The following is a 22,672-nucleotide window of genomic DNA, read 5'->3' on the forward strand; positions in this document are numbered from 1 at the left end:
CCTCGGTCGACGAGGCGCCCACTGGCAAGAGCGTAGGGAGGGGAGATGGGTACATTCAGGATGGAAAACCCCGAAGTACTGCGATCCCATTTGAAAAATGGGCGGCAGCAATATGCGGCCAGTCTGGGCGAACTGGGCGAGGTGCGCTGGCAACAACTCGATGCGCAGGATAAGTGCGAGCGGGTCTGCGACTCCTGCCTCGCCAGGGGCTTCCCGCTGGAAGCGGCTAGCCAGAGTCCCTGCCCCCCAAGTCGGCGAGTGCAGCACCTTTGGTTGCACAACTCCGGTAGCGACGTCAAAGCTCGATTTGATAGCGATGGGTGCGTCGGCCGCGTTCGCTGCAGTGAGCCAGAAGCGCGTGGCGTGGGCGCGCGACAGCTGTTGCGTCGGATCACCAGGCCATGAAAATCCCGGCACCCCGGACGCTGTGGCTATCCGGCTCCCAGTCGGATGGTGAAGGCGCGCGAGTATTCGATTTTGTCATCGAACAGCCAATGGATTGCGACCGGGATGTCATTCCCGGGCAATTTTTCATGCTCAGTGTTCCCGGGCTGGGGGAAGCGCCATTCAGTTACCTCGATTTGCCTGACGTGGCAGGCAACTTTCAAGCGCTGATTCATCGTCGCGGAGTTCTGACGTCGGCACTTTTTGCGCAGGCGCCCGGGGCGATACTGGGTTATCGCGGGCCCTATGGGAAAGGCTGGCCACTGCTTATCGGCCGACACAAAGTGCTGGCCGTCGCCGCCGATTGTGGGCTCATTCACCTGACCACGTTCATCAAAGAGGCCCGTGACTGGCATCTTCCAGTCAATCTGAACCTGCTGCATGTCACCGACGGTCACCAATCCCGGAGCCTGAGTGCTGCACAGGAAGGCTGGAAAGAGTACTTCCAGGTAATGGCAACCTCTGGCGAAGACGTATCGGCATTGCGGCTTCATGGGGAGCCGCTTCTGCAAATGGGGCGAGTGCTCGACAGCGAACGGCCAGACACGGTGCTTTGCTCCGGCCCCGAAGCGTTCATGCGAACACTGGCGCGAATGTGCACGACCAAGGGAATCCAACCAAACAATATCTGGCTGTTTGTCGAGCGTCGCATGCCATGCGGGATTGGCCTGTGCGGACACTGCCATTTCGGCACGTCCCACGTTTGCGTGGATGGCCCGGTCTACCGTTACGACCATTATCGACACCAGATTGAAATCTGCGAGCCACATGCATCCTCGGGGGGGTACTGGTACTCCTGAAGTGCATCCAGTGGCTGGAGCATCCGGTGGCGACGGCCAAAATCACACCACTGGAATGGCGGCTGCTGCGTGCTCGATGCCACTGCACCGGCTCAGCACGGGAGAGCTTCGGCTTCCACGCAAAGTGGCCTCAGTTGTGGATCTGTCGCGAACTGATGCAGGGAGCACTGCCCTGAACGAACATATCGTTTCAGCCGCCGAGTACGCCCGCCTGTGGCTTGAGTCGGCGATCACTGCCGTCGCTAGAGGTGGCCTGCGTTGGTGGGTTGGTTCTGCTGGCACAGTGCCTGGATATCTAGCAGGCGCAGTTCGCGGCCGGAGGTATCAATCAGGTTCAGGTCACGAAAGCGGGTAAACAGGCGACTGACCGTCTCTGTGGTCATGCCCAGGTAGTTGCCGATTTCGCTGCGGCTCATGGGCAGGACGAAGTTCGATGCAGATAGCCCGCGTTTACTGTAACGGGCCGAGAGATTGAGCAGGAAGGCTGCCAGGCGCTGCTCTGCGCTTTCCCGCGTGTGGCACTGGCGTTCATGATCGGCCTGGATCTCCCGGCTCATGCTGTGAAGCAGCTGTTTGCGCAGCCCTGGAATCTGGCCGGACAGCTCTTCGAGCTGATGCAACGGAATGGCACACACCATCGAGGTGTCCAGGGCAACAGAATAACTGGGGTAACTGTCCTCACCGATGGCGTCGAGGCCAATCAGTTCGCCCGGTAAATGGAAGCCGGTGATCTGATCGACGCCGTCCGGACTTAGCAGGTAAGTCTTGATCGCGCCGGAGCGCAAGGCGTACAGGTTTTGTACCGGGTCGCCTGCACGAATCAAGTACTCGTGCTTACGTAGCGGTCGGCTGCGCTTGATAATTCCCTCAAGGCGGCTGATTTCCGCCTCGTGAAGGCTGTCCGGCAGGCACAAGTGGCTCAGCGAGCAATCATGGCAGGTGACGTGCGTTGGCCGCGGGGATGACACATGCATGCTGAGCGGATTGTCTGCCATCGGATATACCTTTCTGGTGCCAGACAATTAAGTCTAGGAGAGCGATTTCCTGTGGGATCGGCAGCTCGTCGGAATAGTTACATGTGGGCCGATGCAAGCATTTGCTCGCAGTAACGCCCTGTCAGCTTTGGTTTTTTCTGAATGATTGGCGACTTCGTAAGCTTCGTCGCCAAAGGTTGTCGATGGGGACCTGCCGACGCCGACAAAATTGACGGACATCAATTCGCTCGTTCTTCCCTGTCGCAGGATGCACTTAGCCTTGGGTCTCGAGATGGCTGTAGACCAAGCAGGGAATCCAAACCAGATGAAGTATCCGTCAGGCGGAGGTGGGCCATGAGCCAAATGCGAAGAATTCTGCTGGTCGGCCATGCAGAGCAACGTCAATCCGCGGCGTTCCAGAGAGCGGTATCGCTCGCGATGGCTAGCGGTGCTGCGCTCCATATTTCGGTTCTGGTCGAGCCCTTCATGACCTTTCCATTATTGGCAATTGAACTCAGGGAGCAGGTACGCCAAAGCGTGCTCAACGAGCAGCGTCGACGCTGGGGAAAGGAAATCGAAATCCTCAGAGATAAAGGCATCCACGCCACTTGCTCTGTGGTCTGGGCCGAGAACCTGCATGAGGAGATCATTCGCCACGTGCAAGAGATCCAGCCGGATATGCTGGTGAAGGACATTCAACGCGAGCCAGTGCTCAAACGTGCATTCGTAACGCCGCTGGACTGGCACCTGTTGCGCGAATGCCCTGTGCCGCTCCATCTGGTGAATGACGCCCGCCATCCGAGGCTACAGGTGGTCGTGGCAGCGGTCGACCCGACCGATCCCGAGGCCCAGTACTCCGGCCTCAACGATCAGATCATCACGGCCGGCGCCGGCCTGGCCACGCAATGCGGCGCCGAGTTCCAACTGTTGTATGTGTACAACAACATTCCGGCCTACATGACAGGTTCCGGCGAAACGGTTGCTGGCTGGGCGGACGTTGTCGAGGAGTTGCGTAGCGCGTTGCATCAGTCCTTCGTCGACCTGGCCGAACGGCATGGCGTCCCAGCGGAGCGACGTCACTTCATAGTTGGTCAACCGGTCACGGGAATCACCAAGTTCGCAGAAGAAACACAAGCCGATGTCGTGGTCATGGGGCGCATTCACCGAAAGGTCCTGGACAAGTTTATCGGCAGCACGACCGAAACCGTCCTCTATCGGCTTTCCGGGAGCGTCCTGGCCATCCGGCCCAAAGACAGCGACGCAGAAACCTGATTCGGGAATGCCGAGGCTTTCCCTGGCTGTAATGACTACAAGACAGTTCAGAGTGCGTCCCATCCCGAGAAGGAAGTGCGCACCAATTGAATATGAAGATGGAAACCACGAGGAGGCCAGCATTATGGCAATTTCAAACAAAAGTGCTTCCGCGCCCGATGACAAGCCAAATGAGATAAAGCGCTCTTCGACTGGTCGCTGGTTCAAAGCCTTGGCCGAACGCCTGAATCTGCTCTTCTTCCAACTGATTCGCACGCCTGACACGTCGGGCTCTGCGGCACTGGAAACCCAATCCGGCCGAAAAGCTACGAAGAAGCGCAGATCGATTTAGAACCAGCAACCAGGGACGTTTCGAAGGCAGCCAGATGAAATTCTCCGGTTCGATACATATCCCAATTCACGACCGTCTGGCCGCTGGCCAGGCGCTCGTGCCAATGTTGATCCCATACAGGCATCGATCTGACGCCATTGTTCTCGCCCTTCCACGTGGCGGCGTTCCGGTGGCCTACGAGATCGCGACAGCCTTGGAATTGCGCCTGGATCTAATGCCGGTGCGCAAGCTGGGTCTTCCTTTCCATGACGAACTGGCCATGGGTGCCATCGCCAGCGGAGGTGTGCGCGTTCTCAATCGTGATGTGGTGAAGATACACGGCGTAGATGAAGCCACGTTGGATGAAGTTGCGCAGCGAGAGCTACAAGAGTTGCAACGTCGGGAGCGGATCTATCGCGGCGATCATCCCTTGCCGGACCTGCGTAACCAGCAGGTGATTCTGGTGGATGACGGGCTGGCTACTGGCGCCACCATGCGGGCGGCTGTACGAGCAGTGCGCAGCCAAGGGGCGGCACGAATTGTCATCGCCGTACCCGTGGCGCCAAACGACACGATTGCCGAATTGCGAAACGAGGTGGACGAAGTGGTCTGCCCCTTCACGCCCGACTGGTTCACGGCGATTGGTCGCTGGTATGTGGATTTCGCACAGATCACGGATCGAGAGGTGATCGATCTGCTGCAACGCGCGTGGCAACGCAAGCAGCAAGGGTCAACTGAGCCCTGGGAGGTGACCGAGGCTCCGACCTCAACAACCGGTCATTGACCCGCCGGATGTGCAGCTAGTCGGAGACTTCCTGCTACCGACGCGAGCAAAGGATCTTGTGGTGTTCGTGCATGACCTGTCTGTGCTCGGGCAAAACGCGTTGGCTAGCGAACTACAACTGGAAGTTATTCCCGCGGCTACGCACCTGTTCGAGGCGCACCTGAGTGAACCGATGCAATGGGGCGCCCAGTGCCGGACGTGTGCGCTGAAGCCGCAGGACTGCTAAACCCTTTGATCATGATCCATCGACTTTTGGGCCACGCCCGAGGGGAGAACTCGATGCGACTGACATTCCTGGGAGCTGCCGGCACCGTGACTGGCAGCAAATACCTCGTCGAGGACGAGCATAGGCGTGTGCTGATCGATTGCGGATTGTTTCAGGGGTACAAGCAACTGCGCCTGCGCAACTGGGACCCGTTCCCAGTGTCGTTCGAAGACCTGGGCGCAATTGTTCTCACCCACGCTCATCTCGACCACAGCGGTTACTTGCCGGTACTGGTGCGGGAGGGGTATCGGGGACCTGTTTATGCGACGCCAGCCACGTGCGAGCTCGCTCGTATCCTGCTCCTGGACAGCGGCCGGCTCCAGGAGGAGGAGGCCGAATACGCCAACCGGCGGGGCTATTCCAAACACCATCCGGCGAAACCGCTCTATACCGAGGCGGATGCCGAGCGCGCAATCAAGTTGTTTCACCCCATAGAACTGCACCATCCGCAGAGCATCATGCCCGGAATGCGCTTGTTGCTGCGTTCTGCCGGACACATTCTGGGAGCGGCGACCGTGGAGCTGGAGGTCGACGGCGTCAAGCTGGTGTGTTCCGGCGATCTGGGACGGTTGCATGACCCGCTCATGCCGGCACCTGAAACCATCGACCAGACTGACTACCTGCTCGTGGAGTCGACCTATGGTGATCGCAAGCACCCGCCAGAGTCTGTCGAGACGCGACTGGCAGATGTCATCAATCGAACCGCGATGCGCCAAGGAATCACGCTGGTCCCGTCCTTTGCAGTGGGTCGAGCACAGCTGCTGATGTACCACCTGTATAGGCTCAAGGAGCAGAAGCTCATCCCTGATTTGCCGATCTATCTCAACAGCCCAATGGCGACCGATGCCACCACGCTCTACCACCGATTCCGCAGCGAGCACCGGCTGACCGCTAGGGAGTGCGAGGAAACCTGCAAGGTGGCTCAAACCGTGCGGTCTGTGGAAGACTCCAAGGCGCTGGACGAATTGCGCAAGCCTGCGGTGATCATTGCCGCGAGCGGTATGGCGACCGGTGGGCGTGTGCTGTATCACCTCAAGTCCCTGGCACCCAATCCGCGTAACACTTTGCTGTTCTCAGGGTTCCAGGCCGGTGGCACGCGGGGCTCGCTGATTATCAGTGGTGCCGAGACCGTGCGCATACATGGTCAGGAGGTACCGATTCGGGCCGAAGTCGTGCAAATGGAAAATCTCTCCGCGCATGCTGACGCGGACGAAATCATGCAGTGGCTACGGGGATTCAAAGTTCCGCCCAAGCACACCTATGTGGTGCATGGTGAGCCCATGGCGGCAGACGTTTTACGACGACGGATCAGCGTTGAGCTGGGCTGGTCGGTCTCGGTGCCGGAACATCGGGACCAGGTAGTGCTCAAGAAAGAGTGAGGACCGGGGCTTGCGCCACCTGCATGGCCATCGATACGAGTCTTGCGTGGTATAGACATGCAGTAGTGTAAAGGCGGGAGTGGGCGTCTTTTTGCCAAGGGGAGGGCGCCAGGATCGGCCGCATGTGGGTACCTGACCGGTTTGCTCGCCAGGCTGAGCTTTCAAGACAAACAACAAACCTGGAGCAGCATGTGGAGCCGAGTGTGTAGGACCACCTATCCTCGGTCTATTCGTTCCTGGAGAACGAGGGCCAATCCGTGCAATTTATCAAGAAGCCTATACACGCTGACCCAAGGTATCTCCAGCCAGAAACCCTGCGGGATGATAGATCGCTTAATTGGATTTCCAGTATTTCTGCATTTCAATAAACAGGAAAGATGCTGTCCAAGTAATAAGAACAAGGCCAGTTAGCGCCTCAAGACCTGTCAGGTACCTCAGACTTCCAACAGGTTCGATGTCACCGAATCCTATGGTTGTGAATGTCGTGAACGAGAAATAAACACAATCCAGAAGGCTGCCGTCGAAACGCCCTGTCAAGGTGCCCCAGCCCTCGGCCCGAATCATCAGGAAATAGGAAATTGCGAATATCCATACTTCGACGGCATGCGCAACGAGGGCTCCTAGTACTCCAAATATTATCCTTGACCTATGCCATATCTTGAGTTTTGGCATGAGAAGATTCAGGCGGAGAAGGAACTCGTAATGAATTATCACAGCCATCAATACCACTAGAATATTAACCAATATTGCCAAGGTCATTATTGTTTACCGGCCACCAAGTTTGATGGCTTCTGATGACGTCTGGGGCCGGACGTCCGGCTAGCAAAAACATCAGCAGGTCAAGCCACTTCGCCATTGAAAATAACATTGCGAGGTATGGTCTGTCCCAGAACTGCTGAACTGGAAGTTAAGCGCTATTGCTCGAATAGCGCAGCTCAAATTCCAACGGGCTTAGATATCCCTGCGTCGAGTGGCGACATCGCCCAACCGACGACGGCGCGTGAATTGAGATTGAGGACGACGGCTGTAAACAACCAGCCTTGCACAGCCTGCACGTAGGCCATGTCAGAAATCCAGTGCCGATTGGCGCGATCCGAGACGAACTGGCGCTCAAAGTGATTCTGGGCAATGGGTAGATCGTGACGACTGCTGGATACCAGTCGCCAGCCTCGTTCGCGATCCCAAAGACTGAGAGTCTGACCATGAACAAGGCCGAGCCGGTAAAGGGCTTCGGCCCAGGCTCTTCATCCGCAACGCATCAGCAACGCCTGAATTAATTCTCCGATTTCCGACGCGCTTTGGAGTTGCGCGTCTGGTCACGTGGAACGTGCAGGTACGACATGACGCTTTCGGTAAGCTCAGCTGCCAACTTCACCGCTTCTTTGTTACGTGTCATCACGGCGGAGACCAGGCTTTCGATTACGGCCAGCGCGGCCGCGTTCGAGCTGATCAGGACGGGGTGCTCGGCGGGCGCGAACAGCACATGCTCGGCGAGTTGCACCAGTGGGGAGGCCGGAGAGTCGGTGATGGCCAACACGCCGGCTCCACGTTCGTTGGCGAAGCGCGCGAGTTGGATGGTATCGAGGGAGTAACGGGGAAGAGAGATCGCCAACAACACATCGTGCTGAGTGATGGCCGCCAGTCTGTAGGCGGCATTCTCGTTGCCGCCCTCCATGCTAATGGCTGTCGCATCGGGGCAATAGGGCATCAGGTTGGCCGCTGCAATACCGGCCATGTAAGCACTGTTGCCAAAACCCAGGATAAAGATGCGGCGGGCCTTGCTGAGTCGCTCGACGAAGGCGTCGAACGCCGCCGGGCTGTTGCTGCTGACGGCCGCACGTAGGTTGCCCTCCGCAGCCTGCATTTGCTCATGCAGGCCGAAGGAACCGTCTGGGCGCTGGGCCATTTCCTGGCGCAGCTTGTCCACCGGCGAAACCAGGTCTTGCAGTGTGCTGACCAGGGCTGTTTTGAGTGCGCTGTAGCCACTGAGCTTCAAGGCGCGAGCCAGCCGATTGACTGCTGCGGCCGAAGTCGACGTCTCCTGTGCGAGCTCTTCAATGGTAAGTGTCGCGGCCTTGAGCGGATGTCGCAGGATGAAGTCAGCGACCTTTCGCAACGAGGGCGGTAAATCGGGGGAGGCCGATGCCAGCTTGCGCATGACAGGTGAGGTATAGACAGACAGGTCTCGCGGCGCTCGGGTCATGACGTTGAGAGGGTCCTTATGGCCAGGAGCGCCAGTTTATGTGATCGCTGTGTGAGTGTGGAAACCGCTTTGACGCAATCGGCAGTGTCCACCGCGCTTCAACCAGAAGTCATGTAGCAGTGAGGTACCCGGGCTGAACGGGTACCCCGGGCCTGCATCTATTGACCGTAAATGTCGTAGCGGAAGTACTTGCTCTGGATTTCCTGATACTTGCCATTGACGCGCAAGGTTGCGATTGCATTGCTGAATTTCTCGGCGGTAGCCGTATCTCCCTTGCGCACGGCGATGCCTGCGCCATTGCCGAAGTACTTGGGATCGTTGAAATCCGGACCGACCAATGCGAAACCCTTGCCGCTATCGGTCTTGAGGAAGCTCTCGCTGATGTTCACCACGTCCGCCAGGGTTGCGTCAATGCGGCCGGAGACCAGGTCAAGGAATGCCTCGTTCTGCGAGCCGTAACGCACCACCTCAATCCCGGCCGCAGCAAACTTGTCGCTGGCGTAGCGGTCGTAGGTCGATGCGCGCTGCACCCCGACGCGTTTGCCCTTTAAGTCCTTGAGTGGGTCACTTACATTCGCTCCCTCCTTCATCACCAACTTGCCAGGCGTGTGGTAGTACTTCTTGGTGAAATCGACCGACTTCAGGCGGTCTGGGGTGATCGACATCGACGACAGCACGGCATCGACCTTTCGAACCTTGAGAGAGGGAATCAGGCCATCGAAGGACTGCTCGATCCACTCGCATTTCACCTGCATCTCCGCACACAAGGCATTGCCAATGTCGTAATCGAAGCCGCTCAAACGTCCGTCCTCGGTCTTGTAGGCGAAGGGTGGGTACGCGGCTTCGATCCCTATCCGCAGGGAGTCCTGTGCCTGGGAGAGCGTGGCGCAAGCAGAAAGCGCCAAGGCGCCAAGTAGAGCGATCTTGTTCAATTTATTACTCCAGTTCATGTGGTGGTGACCTGGACGGAATCCCTTGTATGCCGGCCAGGAAGTGTTTGCGCGGCGTCCAGTTTTTCCGTCACAGAGATGCTGACGACAGGTCATGAGTGCAACGTTACGCTTCATCAAAGCTACTTGCTGATATTCTGTGTGTCAATTTTGCCGGAGGGTGATTGAACTTTTCTCATCCCTGGCGTGCACGCTGGGATGGCGCTATGCCTCGTCAAAGGTGGCAATACCGGAAGCATGTCGCTCAGCGCATTGACACAGATAATTTCATATGAGTGTTTACACGAAATTGAATGCGTCATAGAGTTTTCGGCGGGATGTGCTCCCAGGGTATCCATCAGAACAAGAGCAAGAAGAGATGAGAATGCGGACCAAACCTGGCGCCTTGATTGCTGCGCTTCTGTTAGCTGGACATTGCGCGTCGCCCCTTGCCGAGGGCCACTTGATAGCTGTGGGGGGCATGCTCAGGGCGAGCAACGTTCAGGTTTACGAGAAGTTCATCGAGCTGGCGGGGGCTCGCGACCAATCTCGGATTGTCATTTTTCCCACCGCCAGCGGCAGCCTGAGCTCAAGTAAGCGCTTTCAAAGCGAGTTGCAGGCGCTTGGCGTGCCAATCGAACGAATCAGCATCATCGGCATCGACAAGCAGAACTACCAGAGCACGATGAATGATCCGGCAGTGCTCGAGCCACTTTCGAAAGCCACTGCCGTCTGGTTCGTTGGCGGTGATCAGGCTCGAATCGCTAGGGCGTTGTACAACAGCGATGGCAGTGAATCGAAGACACTTCAGGCAGTGAGAGCCGTTTTCGACAGGGGAGGTGTGGTGGCTGGCACCAGTGCAGGCGCAAGTGTCCTGGGCGAGACCATGCCGACTGCTTATGGCGTTGTAATGGATACTCTGGATTTTGGCGTCGCGGAGCAGGCCGACCAGCGTGGCACCGCGTTACTGAAGGGTGCAGGGCTGTTCAAGTCCGGGATCATTGACCAGCACTTTGACCAGATTGAAGAGACCAGTTCCGGTCGTGCAGCACGCATGGCCAGCTACCTGATTGGCCAGAAGGTCACTCGAGGCTTTGGCATAGACACCAACACCGCTGTCTGGGTGCAGCCAGGTGGCCGATTGCAAGTGATCGGAGAAGGTTACTTGACGGTCATGGACGCCAGTCAGGCGCGCAAACAGTTCGGGATATACGGCACTCGTCTTTCTGGCGTGCAGTTGGCGATGCTGGGAGCCGGGGACAGCTACGACACCCGCAGCGGCAAAGTGATGCCGGCCGAAGGCAAATCGGAAATCGCAGCTGGCCAGGAGTACCTGAACGGCAATCAGCTCATTACTGACCTTTCCGCAGTTTCCGCCATCTCCCGCGCGGTGCTTTACGGGCTCGCGGATAACACCGCAACCCATCAGTTCGGGCTGATGACTCGCTATAACCAATCAGGTGGTTATCACTACGGCTATCGATTCAAATTCAGTGAAGGGGAAGGCTTCAAGGCACACAGCCGCATCCAGGACTCTTTGACCAGTTACACGGTACAGAATGTTGGTTTGGAGATCGAACCGGTAGATGCCAACCTTCGCGACCCGGCCTACAGCAGCCCGCAGGATGCAACGGCGAGTCGCTGGCCGCACGCAGTTCGTGCCGTCAACTTCCGTGGCCTGATGGTCAGCAACTCCGAGAATCGCTTTGAACCCAAGCGAGCCATGTCGCGCTTCGAGCTGGCCAATGCCTTGCAGATGACGCTGGCAGCGGAGCCGGCGCTGGAGAAGCTGCCAACATTTGAAGATGTGCCTTATGGCCATCCTTTGCGAGAGCCCATCGAGGTTGCCGTTTCCAATGGCTGGATGGCCGCCGACAAGCGTTTTGACGGTGAACGCGAAGTGACGCGTGCCGAGTGGGCCGTAGCCTGCAAGGCGCTGGTTGAAGGGTTCTCCAAGTCCCGCCTGCAGCAACGCGCCGATTTGAAGGACCTGGGCGGAATCGAACCTGATGCAGCAGAGGCTGCCTCGTTGCTGGTCGGTGAAGGCTGGATGACATCCAGCAACGGCTTGCTTCAGCCGCAGAAGCCTGTGTCTCGAGAAGAGGTTGCGCTCACCCTTGCCCGCCTGATCGGTCTCGAACAGGTTCTCTAACCCCCAAACTCATTAATCACCTCACCCTGCAGCGGCAGGGTGAGGCAAGTGTCATGCGCCTTTTGGAAAGTGAGTGGAGATCATGGCCATGCAACTGACGCCCCTCGAACTGTTTGCCCTGGACAAGCTTTTGGACGATCAAGAGTCGGTCGTGCTCGCGCTCCAATGTGCCCGGGTCAAGGTCCTGGAACGGGTTGAAACACCGGACGGCTTCTACTCCGTGATCGAGTTGGAGCAGCCACCGAGCGGCTTTGGTCGATTGGTAGAGCGGGAGTGGCGATTCCGCATCAGGAACAAGAGCGCCGGTGGCTACTTCGTTTGCTGGCCCGATGGCGAATCCAATCTGTGTCTGGAGGCCGTTCTCGGCAAGGGCATGCCGGTGGCGATGCTTACGCCGGAGCTTCTGGTCTAGAGCGCCGTGCATGCAGCTCAACGCTCGAATCCCAAAGCCACCGTAACCTGGGCTTCAGCCACGATAAGATCCTTGCGAGCGGTCCTTTCAATGGGCACGGCAATGTCTGGTGGTCCACGAGCTGAAAATCTATTGATTGTGAAGCCGGATAGTGAAATTAGTTGTACAAATCACTTTTATGTACAACTATTTCGACGTGTCGTAATTTCTGGCAGGGGAGTCGCAAGGTGGCACTCGGCTGGCTGCTCAAACGCGGGGGTCACAAGGTCAGCTCCCTGGCCTTGGTGCTTTTGCTGGACGCGACAGCGGTGCTGGCGGACTGGCGTGAAGACCTGCCTGGTGCGCGCGCTGTCGGCACGGGCCAGTTCAAGTGGTTCGGCTTTTCAATCTACGAAGCGAGACTCTGGAGCCCAAGCGCCAGGCCAACGCTGGACAACTCCTTCGCCCTGGAACTGACCTACCGGCGTGAGATCAAGCGTGGCGACCTGGTGGAGGTCAGTCTGGAAGAAATGCGCAGGTTAGGTGATGGAAGGTTCCATGAGGATCGCTTGGCGCATTGGGCGCGCGAAATGCACGAAGCCTTTGTCGATGTAGCCCCCGGCCAAAGCATCACGGGCCTGTACTTGCCGGGTCGGGGATGCCGCTTCTATGTGGATGGGCAATTGAGACGAGAGGTGGCCGATCCGGATTTCGCCCGTGCTTTTTTTGCAATCTGGCTGGACCCGCGCACTCGCAATCCCGAACTGCGACGCCAACTGCTGGGGCTTGAGGTCGCCGCCGAATGAGTCTCTTGCTCGATGCATGGCGAAGGCATTCCCGTCTGATTCCGCCGATGGACGTGCCGACGTTCGAGTTGAGCGTCGACGACTGGATGTACCTCGTTGACAAGGTCACCCCGATCAACCGCTCAAACGTATGCAGGCTCGGGATGGAACTGGGCCGAGTGACCTTGTTGCTCTGCCGACAGCCAGGCGGGCAGGGGGGATGAGAGATGCTCAGTCTTCAGTCGATGGATGATGGTTACCGGGCCCTCGTCATTGGTTCGAGCGGGGCACTCGGGACTGCCTTCTGTGAGCTGCTGCGAGACGACCCACGATGCAGCGCGGTCCACCAACTGGGGCGCGCAAGCACGCCCAAGCTCGATCTGGAAGACCCACCGAGTATCGCACGAGCTGCCGCCGAGCTTTCAGAAGAGGGACCGTACCAGTTGATCCTGCATTCAGCCGGCCTGCTGCACCGTCCGGGCTTGCGGCCGGAAAAATCCCTGGCCGCTCTTGAGGCCGACGCGTTGCAGGCCGTGTTCCAGGTCAATGCGCTCGGACCGGCGCTGGTGCTGCGCCACTTCCTGCCGTTGCTGCATGCGCGGGGAAAGATGGCGCTGCTTTCGGCGAAGGTGGGGAGCATCGGCGACAATCGCCTGGGCGGCTGGTACGCCTACCGTGCGTCAAAGGCTGCATTGAACATGCTGGTGAAGACTGCCGCCATCGAGTTGGTCCGCATCCAGCCCCAGGCGTGCCTGTTCAGTCTTCATCCGGGTACGGTGATTTCCAGACTGTCCGAGCCCTTTCGAGGCGCGGCGCTGGCACGCCCGGCGCAACAGGCGGCAGCTGATCTGCTCAGCCTTATCGACCGCCTTGGACCTGCCGAGAGCGGCGGGTTCTATGCCTACGACGGCGAGCGTCTGCCTTGGTAACCGTGGAAGACGCATGAATCTTAAAGCGCTAGAGGGGTGTGATGGCCGCCGGCTGAGACCTGGTCCTGCAGCAGGCGATCTGCGCATGCCGCTGTCTGCTCGCCGTATAGGCCTCGTGCTTGGTGACCAGCTGTCATTCGACCTGAGCCTGTTCGACGCCCTGGATCCCCGGCAGGACGCAGTGCTGATGGCCGAGGTAGACACCGAAGCGCGTTACGTAGCTCACCATCCACAGAAGATCGCGCTGATCTTCAGCGCCATGCGGCACTTCGCCGAAACGCTGTTCCAGCGTGGTTGGCGGGTGATTTACGTACGTCTGGACGATGACGGCAACAGCGGCAGCCTGCCCGGGGAACTGCATCGTTGGATGGAGATTCTGGGGGCCAAGGAGGCACATGTCACCGAGTGCGGTGAGTGGCGCCTGGAGCAGGCGCTCAAAGACTGCCGAGTGCCTTTGACTTGGCACCCTGACCGCCGTTTCCTGTGCTCCCGAGAGGCGTTCGCGCGCTGGGCAGGAGACCGTGAGCACTTGCGGATGGAGCATTTCTACCGCGGGATGCGCAAACGCACCGGCCTACTGCTTGAGCCAGACGGCAGTCCGCTGGGAGGAGCCTGGAATCTCGATGCGGAGAATCGCAAGGCGCTGCCGCGTGGCCTCCGTGGCCCGATCCCCATGCGCTTCCAACCCGATGCCATCACCGGAGAAGTGCTGACGCTGGTCCGTGCAAGATTCAGCGACCATTACGGCAGTCTGGAGCCCTTCGACTACCCTGTGACCCACGCCGACGCACATGTTCTGTGGCAGCACTTTCTCGACTTCTCCCTGGCCGCCTTCGGCGATTACCAGGACGCCATGGCCACCGGCGAGCCCTTTCTGTTCCACGCGAGAATCAGCGCTGCGCTGAACATCGGCTTGCTCGATGTACGCCAACTGTGTGCGGATGTGGAAAGCGCCTACCGACGAAAGCAAGTGCCGCTGAATGCCGCCGAGGGGTTCATCCGCCAACTGATTGGCTGGCGCGAGTACGTGCGCGGCATCTATTGGCTGCGCATGCCCGAATACGCCGCACTCAACGCATTCGGCAATCACCGCCCGTTGCCGGAGTTCTACTGGACTGGCGCCACTGAGATGCGCTGCATGGCCCAGACGATTGGCCAAACCCTTGATCTGGGTTACGCCCATCACATCCAGCGGCTCATGGTGACCGGCAACTTTGCGCTGCTCGCTGGCATAGCCCCCAAGGCCATCTGCGAGTGGTACCTGGCGGTCTACCTGGATGCCTTCGACTGGGTTGAGCTACCGAACACCTTGGGCATGGTGATGCACGCCGACAACGGGTACCTTGGCTCCAAGCCATATTGCGCCAGCGGCCGCTACATCCAGCGAATGTCAGACTACTGCAAGGAATGCCGCTACCGGGTTGATGAGGCAACGGGGCCGCAAGCTTGTCCATTCAATGCGCTGTATTGGCATTTCCTGATGCGTCATCGCGATTCCCTGGGGGAAAATCCACGGTTGGCCATGGTTTATCGCAATCTGCTGAACATGACTGAAGCGCGCCGTGAGGCAATCTGGTCGCGCGGCGAGGAACTGCTGGCGCGGTTGGACGCCGGAGACTCCCTGTGAAGAAGACTGAGCTTCCCAGCAAGGTATGCCCGGTCTGCGACCGCCCGTTCTTATGGCGCAAGCGTTGGCGGCGATGTTGGGATGAGGTCCGCTACTGCTCGGAGCGCTGCCGTCGTTTAGCGCGTCCCCGACAGGCGAAATGCCAGAGGCATCCAGATCACCCAGAGCGGCGCTAGCACCAGTACCGTGCCAGCTACGCCCATGGGTAGTGAAACCTCAGCCAATGGCGCGCCTGCGCAGTAGGCCAGCGGACCACCGATCCCTCCGAGGAGCATTCCTCGCCAGGCGGGCCGCGATGCCCAGGCCAGGCTGTGTCTTAGGCCGCAGGCAAAAACCAGCCAGAGCATGACGAGCCAGATCGGAAGAGGGGAGTGGCCGAAGTCGAATACACCCACTACGCCAAGCACCGTGTCCATCGCGCAGCCACCCAGGGCGACCCGCAACAATGCACCGGCCTCCAACTGGGGGTGGGGGCACAGCGCCAAGTGCAAGAGCAGCCCGACGGCGACCGCGAACAGCAACCAGGATACCTGGGCGCCGAGCACGCAGCCCCACCAGCCCAGCTGCAGCCAAAGCGCGTTGCCCATCAGCCAGGCCCGGCCCATGGCTCGGCCTACAGTCGCTCCAGCAGGGGAGCGCTGCGAGAGGCCGGGCCTGCCCAGAGCAACTGGGCAACGCCAATGGCGCGTTCTTCGAAACCACCTTCGCAGTAGCACAGGTAGAACTCCCAGAGGCGCTGGAAGGCCTCGTCATAGCCGAGCTCCAGCAAGGCGTGGCGCGACTGCCGGAGGTTGTCGTGCCAGAGTCTCAGAGTACGTGCGTAATGCGCTCCGAAGTCTTCCATGTGCAACAGGTTGAGCTGAGTTTCGGCGCTGGCCGTCTGCAGCATGCTGGTTAGCGAGGGCAGGGCGCCGCCAGGGAAGATGTAGCGCTGGATGAAGTCCACCGAACGACGGGCCAGTTCGTAGCGCTGGTCACGAATGGTGATGGCTTGCAGCAGCATCAGTCCGTCGTCCTTGAGCAACTCGGCACAACGACGGAAGTATTCAGGTAGGTAGCGGTGGCCGACCGCTTCGATCATCTCGATGGATACCAGTTTGTCATAGCGCCCTTCGATATCGCGGTAGTCCTTGCGCAACACGCAGATACGCTGTTGCAGACCCTGAGCCTCGACGCGCCGCATGGTGTGTGCAAACTGCTCCTCCGACAAGGTGGTGGTGGTCACCCGGCAGCCATGATGGCTGGCCGCATATAGTGCCAGGCTGCCCCAGCCAGTTCCGATCTCCAGCAAGTGGTCGCCTGGGCGCAGGTCGAGCTTGCGGCAAATGCGCTCGAGCTTGTTCAACTGAGCCTTTTCCAGGCTCTGCTCGGGGCTTTCGAACATGGCCGAGGAGTACATCATGGTGGGATCGAGCAAGTGTTCGAACAGCGCGTTGCCCAGGTCATAGTGCGCCATGATGTTGCGGCGTGAACCACTTCGACTGTTGCGATTGAGCCAGTGCATCAGGCGCAGCAACGGCCGGCCCAGCCGCGCCAAGCCACTCTCCATGGCGTCGAGCACGGCCAGGTTGGCGACGAACAGGCGGGTTACTGCTGCTAGATCGGGGCTTCGCCAGTAACCCAGGATGTAAGCCTCGCCGGCGCCGATCGAGCCGTTGCTGGCAACCAGGCCCCAGACCGCCTCATCCAGGACCTCTATCTGGGCTTGCAGCGAACTGGTTGGATCGCCGAAACCCAATTGCCCACCGCGAAACTGTATACGCAGGTGGCCATGGCGCAGGCGGCGCAGTTGGGCGAGGACGGCCTGCTTGAAGAGGCTGCCTGCGAATGGGCGCAGGTTGCCGGCTTTGCTAGCGCTCAGAGTCGGATCGGACATGCGTTAAGTCCTCATTAGCGGATTGGCCGACGCTCAGGTGGCGATCACTCGCTTGATGATCGTGCAAGGGGGTGCCTTTGAGCAGTAGTTGCAGGGCCTGCCAGTAGATGGCGGTCAGGGTGCGCAGAGACATCCAGGGGAAGGCCAGCACATGGCGGCGCAGTCCCTTGGAGTCCAGTGCCTGGCGCTCCAAGTTGAGGCTCGCCTCAAACAGTTTTTTCCCATCACGCCAGTTCTCCATGTGCACGCGAAGGTGCGGGCCCTCGACCAGGAAACGCATACGGTAATCCATGTCTCGCGGCAGGAAGGGCGAGACGTGGAAGGCCTTGGCAACCCTGAACTCGTGCGCCCCTTCGGCGTGAACTGGCAGCACATAGTGGTGGCGTTCGCGCCAGGGCGTATTGCGTACCTCGCAGACGATCACCGCCAGGTGGCCGATGTCGTCGTGGCAGAAGTAGAAGCTCACCGGATTGAACGACAGGCCCCAGTTGCGCGGTTGCGTCAGTAAATGGATGGCGCCCCGAGGGGCTTTGCCCAGCGCGTCGCGCAGCAATGCCCGCACAGCGTCCGCCAGTGAAAGGCCCGTGCGAGTCCAGGCTGGGAGGTAGTCGCACTCGCGCCAGCAGAGTGGCGCCAGTAGCCGCGGGCGCAGTAGGCGAGACATGCTTAGCACCTGCTCTTGCTCTGCAAGATCCAGGTAGAGCATGCCGATGGGATAGCGAAAGCTGTGCAGGTAGGGCGCGAAGCGCCGATGGCTGACCCAACCATGATAGAGGCCACTGTTCACAACATTTCACCGAAGTGGGCGGCGACCTTGAGTGCGCTTACGACGCCATCTTCGTGGAAGCCACTGCCCCAGTACGCGCCGCAGTAATAGCTGTGCTGATGACCTTGCAGGTTTTGCTGACAGGCTTGAGCGGTGATCGCGGCCTGGGTGTACTGGGGGTGCGCATACTCGAAGCGTGCGAGCACCTGGGACGGGTCGACTGCCGCGCCCTGGTTCAAGCTGACACAGAAGGTCACCGGGGCGTCGAGGCCTTGCAGGATATTCATGTTGTACGTCAGCGTCGCCGGCGAATCCGGTGGGCCACCTAGCCGATAGTTCCAACTGGCCCAAGCTTTGCGTCGCTGCGGCAACAGACTCTCGTCTGTGTGCAGGACCACCTCATTGCAGGCGTAAGTCAAGGCGCCAAGCACCTGTCGCTCATACTGGGTTGGGGTCTCCAGTAGGGACAAGGCCTGATCGCTATGGCAGGCGAACACCACCTTGTCGAAGCGCTCCCATCCCACCGCACTCAGCAACCGCACACCATCGACGTCCCGGCCGACTCGTTTCACAGGACAGCTGACTCGCAGACGCGTTCGGAAACGGGCGCACAGCGGCTCGATGTAGCTGCGTGAACCGCCCTCGATCACTCGCCATTGCGGGCGTTCGCTAATCGAAAGCAAACCGTGGTTATGGAAGAAACGCACAAAGAACTGCAGCGGGAAATCAAGCATCTGTGTCCGTGACATCGACCAGATGGCCGAGCCCATGGGAATGATGTAGTGCTCGATGAAGCGATGTCCGTAGCCGCGTATGCGCAAGTACTCGCCAAGCGGGGTCTGAGGAGTGACGCGTCTTTCGTGCACACAGCCAGGAGCCTCGCGGTTGAAGCGCAGGATGTCATGAAGCATCTTCCAGAAGGCCGGCGATAACAGATTGCGTCGTTGCACGAACAGGCTGGCCAGATCGCGTCCGTTGTACTCAAGGTCACTGGCCGGATCATGCACCGAGAAACTCATCTCGGTAGGCCGTGAGGCCACTCGCAGTTGCTGTAGCAGACGGATGAAATTCGGGTATGTCCAGTCGTTGAACACAATGAAGCCGGTGTCCACCGAGTAGCTTCGGTCCTGCCATTGGACATCGACGGTATGAGTGTGGCCGCCAATCCAGTCGCTGGCCTCAAACACCGTTACTTCATGGCGGCGCGAAAGCAAGTGCGCGCAAGTGAGGCCGGATATGCCAGTGCCAATGATCGCGATGCGCACGTTTCAGTCCATTCGTTGTGGACGTGCCAGACGTCGGCCCAGAGCCAGGCGCCAGCGCGCTGGAAGGCTGCCAAGCAGGCGAATGGCAAGAATGAAGGGGAGGGGAAAGGCGATCTCGAGGGGGCGTTTCCGCAGGTGAGTAGCAATGTGTCTGGCTGCTCGCTGTGCTGACCAGCACATGGGCATGGGAAAGTCGTTGCGGCGAGTGAGTGGGGTGTCGACGAAGCCAGGGCTGACCAGGGTCACGTCGATGTCTTCTGCGGCAAGGTCGATACGCAACGACTCGATCAGATAGCGCAGGGCCGCCTTGGACGCGCCATAGGCCTCTGCACGCGGAAGCGCCAGCCAGGTTACCGCGCTGCAAACGACAGCGAGATGCGGGCGCTCGCCACGGCGAAGCAGAGGCAACGCCACTTGTACGCAGTGGCTGGTTCCGAACAGGTTGGTGCGAACCACACGCTCCACCAGTTCAGCGTCGAAATACCCGGGCTCCAGATACTCGCAGGTGCCGGCATTGAGGATCACCAGGTCGAGCCCACCCCAGGATTCCTTGATGTGCTGGCCCATGTCCATAACCTGTTGCCGCTCGTTGATATCGGCCGTTACGAGCAGAACCTGGTTGGGGAAACGTGCAGCCAGTGCCTGCAGGGGCTTAATCTGGCGGGCACTCAAGGCCAACTGATGGCCCTCTTCAAGCAGGATTTCCGCCAGTGCTGCGCCAATACCGCTGCTGGCCCCTGTTAGCCAGACACGACTCATGCCAGCCTCCCTTTGAGCCTGACAATCAGCCATCCCAGCAATGGCAGATGTTCGTAGATCAGAGCCCCAGCGTCGAAATAATCGTGGTGCAGATAAACCCGCTCGCGCCAATGCAGGTAGCTGCAGCCGTCCAGCTGGATGATTTCACCTCTGGCTAAACGTGGGTGACGAAAACACAGGGTCCAACGAAGGTAGCCTCGACCGGGACCGACTTCATCGAATCCGTGGAAATCGTAATGTAGGTCCTCGACACTGGCGTACATCTGCCCGAAGTAGCGTCGAAGCGCGGGAAGGCCGTTCAAGCGGTGTAGAGGATCACGGAACTGCACATCCGGGGCGTACAACTTATCCAGATTGCCCAGGCTATTGGAATCCAACGAAGAGAACGATTGGGCAAAGCCTCGCAGGAAGTCAGGCATTCTGGCGCCTCGAATATTTGTACAAAGTGATTTTTCGTACAACTTTCCAGGAGCCTAACGCGAAAACTGTACAAGTCAACGTGGCTTGTAGAAGTTTTGTGTTGCCGATTCTTCAGGAGCGAGCTGTGGACCACCAGGTAGCTCGAAGTAAAGCTGAAGGCGCCGAGGGGAAATCTGTCAGAAGCACTACCATCGCCTTCGGTCGCTTGGAGCGGTGCGTGCGTTCTGCAGGCTGGTAACGGTGGGATGATTTAACCGTGTAGCGGAGGTGTTGAATCTGGAGAAGACCAGCAACTCCGGCCAGACGCAGGGGTTGGAATCGTTGCTGGGTTTGAAGTCGCTGCACCGGGCCACGCGGCGCGTAATACCGATCACTAATGCTGCCACCAGCTTGATCTGGGCATAGAGGAAGCACGAGCACGGGTAGAGGCACGGCAGCACCGTCTTGGAAAAGCAGCGGGACTCGCTAGCCGGCGGCGAAACGGCGCTGAAATAGCTTCACGGAGAAGATCTCTTGCAGGGCATCGCCATGAGCAATCTTGGCGTGGTCCGTTTGCAGGATTGGAAGCCGAAAGGGGATCTGTCGAATCAGAACCTTAACGCCGTCATGAACACTTATGGCATAAGACGTGATTTACCATAATATAGATTATGCGAATCCTTAGGTAAGAACCACGACGGCGGTTGACGTGGCTGGTGTGGGCATCACTTAAAAAGTAGAAAACCGCCCTTTAAAAAGTGAAACCCTTACAGAACAAACACTTAACGTATGCCGTACCGATTTCGAGCGCTGCTCCAGCGGAGCGGTCAATTAAAAAGTGAAACCCAACGCTGGCCGTGCTCGATCCGCAGAGGCCCGCCGCGGCGCCGAGTTATGGCCAACCAGGTCGCTACCGGCTGTACAGAGCTGCGCTTGTCGATATCACGCTCCTGCGTTGCTAACGCGGTCGAATGAAAAGTGACCTCTGCGCTGCCGATTCAACTTCTTAACCCTTCATAATTGCCGGGATGCGGGTGAAATGTGTTCCTGTATCAGCAGGTCTGGGCCGGTTCTACGAATTAAAGATTTCATAAATCTGTAAGTCCTTGTCTTGCAAGGACTATTCTTGCCAGCCCTTGTTTTTTACACCTTTTAAAAGCGTGCACGCTACGCCTGAAATTAGGAGGGGTTCTACCCCGTTAGCACGGACACTTTCGAGTAAGCTCACGCTGAGCTGAAGGAGTGTTCATGTCCAAGCGCAAGAGATACAGCCCCGAGTTCAAGCGGGAAGCCATCGAGCTGGTTCGTCGTTCAGGGGCGAGCTGCCGACAGGTTGCCCTGGAGATTGGTGTTGCTCCGAACCTGCTCACCCGCTGGGTTAGAGAGTCGCAGCCAGGCGTAGAAAAGGCGTTTCCAGGAACCGGAAGTCCGCGAGATGAGGAGCTTGCCCGCCTCAAGCGTGAGTTGGCTCGGGTGACCAAGGAACGTGATTTTTTAAGAGACGCGGCAGCGTACTTTGCCAGGGAGTCATCGAGCGGTACTCGGTGATCCAGCGCTGCCGCAACGAGTACCCGGTACGACTGATGTGCCGTTGCCTGAAGGTTTCTGCCAGCGGCTATTACGACTGGCAGGATCGCGAACCAAGTCCACGCGCTCAAGAGAATGCGCGCCTAGTAAGGCGCATTCGGGAGATTCATGAGGACAGCCGTGGTGTGATCGGCGCTCCTCGTATGCGTGAGGATCTGCTCGACGAAGGTGAAACCGTCAGCCTGAACCGCGTTGCTCGCCTGATGTCCGCAGAGAGGATTCAAGGATGGCCACGTCGGAAGAAGCGCGGCCTTGGTCGAGTAGCCTCTGGTCGTCCAGCTGGCGTGAAAAATCTACTGGAGCGCGACTTCACCGCCGTGGAGCCGGAGCGCAAGTGGGTCACCGACATCACGGAAGTCGCCACCCTGGAGGGCAAACTGTTCTGTGCGTGGTGCTCGACCTGTACAGCAAGCTGGTGATTGGCTGGTCGATGCATCACCGTCAGGATCGGCAGATGGTGATCCGAGCGGTGGAAATGGCCATCTGGCAACGCCAGGGCGATTGGTCAGTAATCCTGCATTCGGATCGTGGCAGCCAGTTCACCAGTGCGGATTACCAGCGCTTTCTGACTCGCAACACGCTGGTTTGTAGCATGAGTGCCGTCGGGCATTGTGGCGATAACGCTGCCTGTGAAGGCTTCTTTGGCCTGCTCAAACGGGAGCGTGTTGCCCATCAAGCGTATCGAACGCGCGATGAAGCACGGGCGGATCTATTCGACTACATCGAGCGGTTTCATAACCCACGAATGCGTCGTAGAGTCGCCCGGCAAGATTTGA

The 22,672-nt window shown here is 58.9% G+C and carries 21 protein-coding genes and 1 pseudogene; 12 read left to right on the forward strand and 10 right to left on the reverse strand.

The window, feature by feature from the left end:
• Positions 1-401: 401 nt before the first annotated feature.
• Positions 402-1,244 carry an oxidoreductase gene (locus tag E8E75_RS11975; RefSeq protein ID WP_280358898.1) on the forward strand — a complete coding sequence of 281 codons (843 nt, stop codon included), beginning with the start codon at positions 402-404 and terminating at the stop codon, positions 1,242-1,244.
• A gap of 242 nt (positions 1,245-1,486) precedes the next feature.
• Here E8E75_RS11975 and fnr read toward each other — a convergent pair whose 3' ends face one another.
• Entirely contained in the window at positions 1,487-2,218 is a 732-nt protein-coding gene (fnr, locus tag E8E75_RS11980) for a fumarate/nitrate reduction transcriptional regulator Fnr (RefSeq protein ID WP_280358934.1), read from the reverse strand.
• A gap of 354 nt (positions 2,219-2,572) precedes the next feature.
• On the opposite strand from fnr, the gene E8E75_RS11985 reads away from it, so the two are divergent.
• The 3 genes from E8E75_RS11985 (at position 2,573) to E8E75_RS11995 (ending at position 6,228) form a co-directional block, all read left to right on the forward strand.
• Complete coding sequence (locus E8E75_RS11985; RefSeq protein WP_153919964.1) at positions 2,573-3,490, forward strand: universal stress protein; 918 nt, start codon at positions 2,573-2,575, stop codon at positions 3,488-3,490.
• A gap of 365 nt (positions 3,491-3,855) precedes the next feature.
• A complete protein-coding gene (locus tag E8E75_RS11990; RefSeq protein WP_153919962.1) occupies positions 3,856-4,584 on the forward strand; it encodes a phosphoribosyltransferase in 729 nt (242 codons plus the stop codon).
• A 279-nt stretch (positions 4,585-4,863) separates the two neighbouring features.
• Entirely contained in the window at positions 4,864-6,228 is a 1,365-nt protein-coding gene (locus tag E8E75_RS11995; protein ID WP_120651120.1) for an MBL fold metallo-hydrolase, read from the forward strand.
• Positions 6,229-6,561: 333 nt separating this feature from the next.
• On the opposite strand, the gene E8E75_RS12000 is transcribed toward E8E75_RS11995, so the two are convergent.
• The 3 genes from E8E75_RS12000 to E8E75_RS12010 form a co-directional block, all read right to left on the reverse strand.
• Positions 6,562-6,987, reverse strand: coding sequence for a potassium channel family protein (locus tag E8E75_RS12000; RefSeq protein ID WP_120651121.1), 426 nt, complete (start codon positions 6,985-6,987; stop codon positions 6,562-6,564).
• A 514-nt stretch (positions 6,988-7,501) separates the two neighbouring features.
• Positions 7,502-8,431, reverse strand: coding sequence for a MurR/RpiR family transcriptional regulator (locus tag E8E75_RS12005; RefSeq protein ID WP_120651122.1), 930 nt, complete (start codon positions 8,429-8,431; stop codon positions 7,502-7,504).
• Between the two features lie 158 nt (positions 8,432-8,589).
• Complete coding sequence (locus tag E8E75_RS12010; RefSeq protein ID WP_280358935.1) at positions 8,590-9,363, reverse strand: ABC transporter substrate-binding protein; 774 nt, start codon at positions 9,361-9,363, stop codon at positions 8,590-8,592.
• Positions 9,364-9,745: 382 nt separating this feature from the next.
• Here E8E75_RS12010 and E8E75_RS12015 point away from each other — a divergent pair, with 382 nt between their 5' ends.
• The 7 genes from E8E75_RS12015 (at position 9,746) to E8E75_RS12045 (ending at position 15,420) form a co-directional block, all read left to right on the forward strand.
• Entirely contained in the window at positions 9,746-11,512 is a 1,767-nt protein-coding gene (locus tag E8E75_RS12015) for a cyanophycinase (RefSeq protein WP_280358905.1), read from the forward strand.
• An 88-nt stretch (positions 11,513-11,600) separates the two neighbouring features.
• On the forward strand, positions 11,601-11,924 hold the full coding sequence (locus E8E75_RS12020; RefSeq protein WP_153919960.1) for a hypothetical protein: 324 nt from the start codon (positions 11,601-11,603) through the stop codon (positions 11,922-11,924).
• Positions 11,925-12,151: 227 nt separating this feature from the next.
• On the forward strand, positions 12,152-12,709 hold the full coding sequence (locus E8E75_RS12025) for a chalcone isomerase family protein (protein ID WP_174235601.1): 558 nt from the start codon (positions 12,152-12,154) through the stop codon (positions 12,707-12,709).
• A 47-nt stretch (positions 12,710-12,756) separates the two neighbouring features.
• A complete protein-coding gene (locus E8E75_RS12030) occupies positions 12,757-12,912 on the forward strand; it encodes a DUF3833 family protein (RefSeq protein ID WP_256661023.1) in 156 nt (51 codons plus the stop codon).
• A gap of 3 nt (positions 12,913-12,915) precedes the next feature.
• Entirely contained in the window at positions 12,916-13,617 is a 702-nt protein-coding gene (locus E8E75_RS12035; RefSeq protein WP_120651127.1) for an SDR family oxidoreductase, read from the forward strand.
• 85 nt (positions 13,618-13,702) lie between these two features.
• Positions 13,703-15,244: a cryptochrome/photolyase family protein gene (locus E8E75_RS12040; protein WP_280358908.1), complete on the forward strand. Its 1,542-nt coding sequence runs from the start codon at positions 13,703-13,705 to the stop codon at positions 15,242-15,244.
• Positions 15,241-15,420, forward strand: coding sequence for a DUF2256 domain-containing protein (locus E8E75_RS12045; protein WP_120651129.1), 180 nt, complete (start codon positions 15,241-15,243; stop codon positions 15,418-15,420). Before E8E75_RS12040 ends, E8E75_RS12045 begins: the two co-directional genes overlap by 4 nt.
• Here E8E75_RS12045 and E8E75_RS12050 read toward each other — a convergent pair.
• From E8E75_RS12050 to E8E75_RS12075, 6 genes are read right to left on the reverse strand one after another with little or no spacing between them, the layout of a single operon-like run.
• A complete protein-coding gene (locus E8E75_RS12050; protein WP_280358920.1) occupies positions 15,361-15,849 on the reverse strand; it encodes a DUF2878 domain-containing protein in 489 nt (162 codons plus the stop codon). The two genes, E8E75_RS12045 and E8E75_RS12050, sit on opposite strands and share 60 nt — an antisense overlap.
• 8 nt (positions 15,850-15,857) lie before the next feature.
• Positions 15,858-17,120: a cyclopropane-fatty-acyl-phospholipid synthase family protein gene (locus tag E8E75_RS12055; protein WP_120651131.1), complete on the reverse strand. Its 1,263-nt coding sequence runs from the start codon at positions 17,118-17,120 to the stop codon at positions 15,858-15,860.
• Positions 17,095-17,907 (reverse strand): DUF1365 domain-containing protein, encoded by an 813-nt coding sequence (locus E8E75_RS12060; RefSeq protein WP_280358922.1) that lies wholly within the window; start codon positions 17,905-17,907, stop codon positions 17,095-17,097. Before E8E75_RS12060 ends, E8E75_RS12055 begins: the two co-directional genes overlap by 26 nt.
• Positions 17,904-19,151: an FAD-dependent oxidoreductase gene (locus E8E75_RS12065; RefSeq protein ID WP_280358924.1), complete on the reverse strand. Its 1,248-nt coding sequence runs from the start codon at positions 19,149-19,151 to the stop codon at positions 17,904-17,906. Before E8E75_RS12065 ends, E8E75_RS12060 begins: the two co-directional genes overlap by 4 nt.
• A 3-nt stretch (positions 19,152-19,154) precedes the next feature.
• Complete coding sequence (locus tag E8E75_RS12070; RefSeq protein ID WP_280358925.1) at positions 19,155-19,910, reverse strand: SDR family NAD(P)-dependent oxidoreductase; 756 nt, start codon at positions 19,908-19,910, stop codon at positions 19,155-19,157.
• Positions 19,907-20,329, reverse strand: a complete 423-nt coding sequence (locus tag E8E75_RS12075; protein WP_280358926.1) for a nuclear transport factor 2 family protein — start codon at positions 20,327-20,329, stop codon at positions 19,907-19,909. Before E8E75_RS12075 ends, E8E75_RS12070 begins: the two co-directional genes overlap by 4 nt.
• Before the next feature lie 1,228 nt (positions 20,330-21,557).
• Between E8E75_RS12075 and E8E75_RS12080 the strand changes: the two are divergent.
• Positions 21,558-22,672: pseudogene (locus tag E8E75_RS12080) on the forward strand (IS3 family transposase); the annotation flags it as partial.

The sequence above is a fragment of the Pseudomonas sp. BN606 genome (genome assembly GCF_029873115.1).
In the GTDB taxonomy this organism is placed as follows: Bacteria; Pseudomonadota; Gammaproteobacteria; order Pseudomonadales; family Pseudomonadaceae; genus Metapseudomonas.

Bases quoted from the DNA above. Each gene is read 5' to 3' on its own strand.
- E8E75_RS12050 (WP_280358920.1), bottom strand. From the start codon at position 15,849: ATGGGCCGGGCCTGGCTGATGGGCAACGCGCTTTGGCTGCAGCTGGGC.
- E8E75_RS12035 (WP_120651127.1), top strand. From the start codon at position 12,916: ATGCTCAGTCTTCAGTCGATGGATGATGGTTACCGGGCCCTCGTCATT.
- E8E75_RS12015 (WP_280358905.1), top strand. From the start codon at position 9,746: ATGCGGACCAAACCTGGCGCCTTGATTGCTGCGCTTCTGTTAGCTGGA.
- E8E75_RS12055 (WP_120651131.1), bottom strand. From the start codon at position 17,120: ATGTCCGATCCGACTCTGAGCGCTAGCAAAGCCGGCAACCTGCGCCCA.
- E8E75_RS12030 (WP_256661023.1), top strand. From the start codon at position 12,757: ATGGACGTGCCGACGTTCGAGTTGAGCGTCGACGACTGGATGTACCTC.
- E8E75_RS12020 (WP_153919960.1), top strand. From the start codon at position 11,601: ATGCAACTGACGCCCCTCGAACTGTTTGCCCTGGACAAGCTTTTGGAC.
- E8E75_RS11995 (WP_120651120.1), top strand. From the start codon at position 4,864: ATGCGACTGACATTCCTGGGAGCTGCCGGCACCGTGACTGGCAGCAAA.
- E8E75_RS11990 (WP_153919962.1), top strand. From the start codon at position 3,856: ATGAAATTCTCCGGTTCGATACATATCCCAATTCACGACCGTCTGGCC.
- E8E75_RS11985 (WP_153919964.1), top strand. From the start codon at position 2,573: ATGAGCCAAATGCGAAGAATTCTGCTGGTCGGCCATGCAGAGCAACGT.
- E8E75_RS12075 (WP_280358926.1), bottom strand. From the start codon at position 20,329: ATGCCTGACTTCCTGCGAGGCTTTGCCCAATCGTTCTCTTCGTTGGAT.
- fnr (WP_280358934.1), bottom strand. From the start codon at position 2,218: ATGCATGTGTCATCCCCGCGGCCAACGCACGTCACCTGCCATGATTGC.
- E8E75_RS12000 (WP_120651121.1), bottom strand. From the start codon at position 6,987: ATGACCTTGGCAATATTGGTTAATATTCTAGTGGTATTGATGGCTGTG.
- E8E75_RS12040 (WP_280358908.1), top strand. From the start codon at position 13,703: ATGCCGCTGTCTGCTCGCCGTATAGGCCTCGTGCTTGGTGACCAGCTG.
- E8E75_RS12005 (WP_120651122.1), bottom strand. From the start codon at position 8,431: ATGACCCGAGCGCCGCGAGACCTGTCTGTCTATACCTCACCTGTCATG.
- E8E75_RS11975 (WP_280358898.1), top strand. From the start codon at position 402: ATGAAAATCCCGGCACCCCGGACGCTGTGGCTATCCGGCTCCCAGTCG.
- E8E75_RS12070 (WP_280358925.1), bottom strand. From the start codon at position 19,910: ATGAGTCGTGTCTGGCTAACAGGGGCCAGCAGCGGTATTGGCGCAGCA.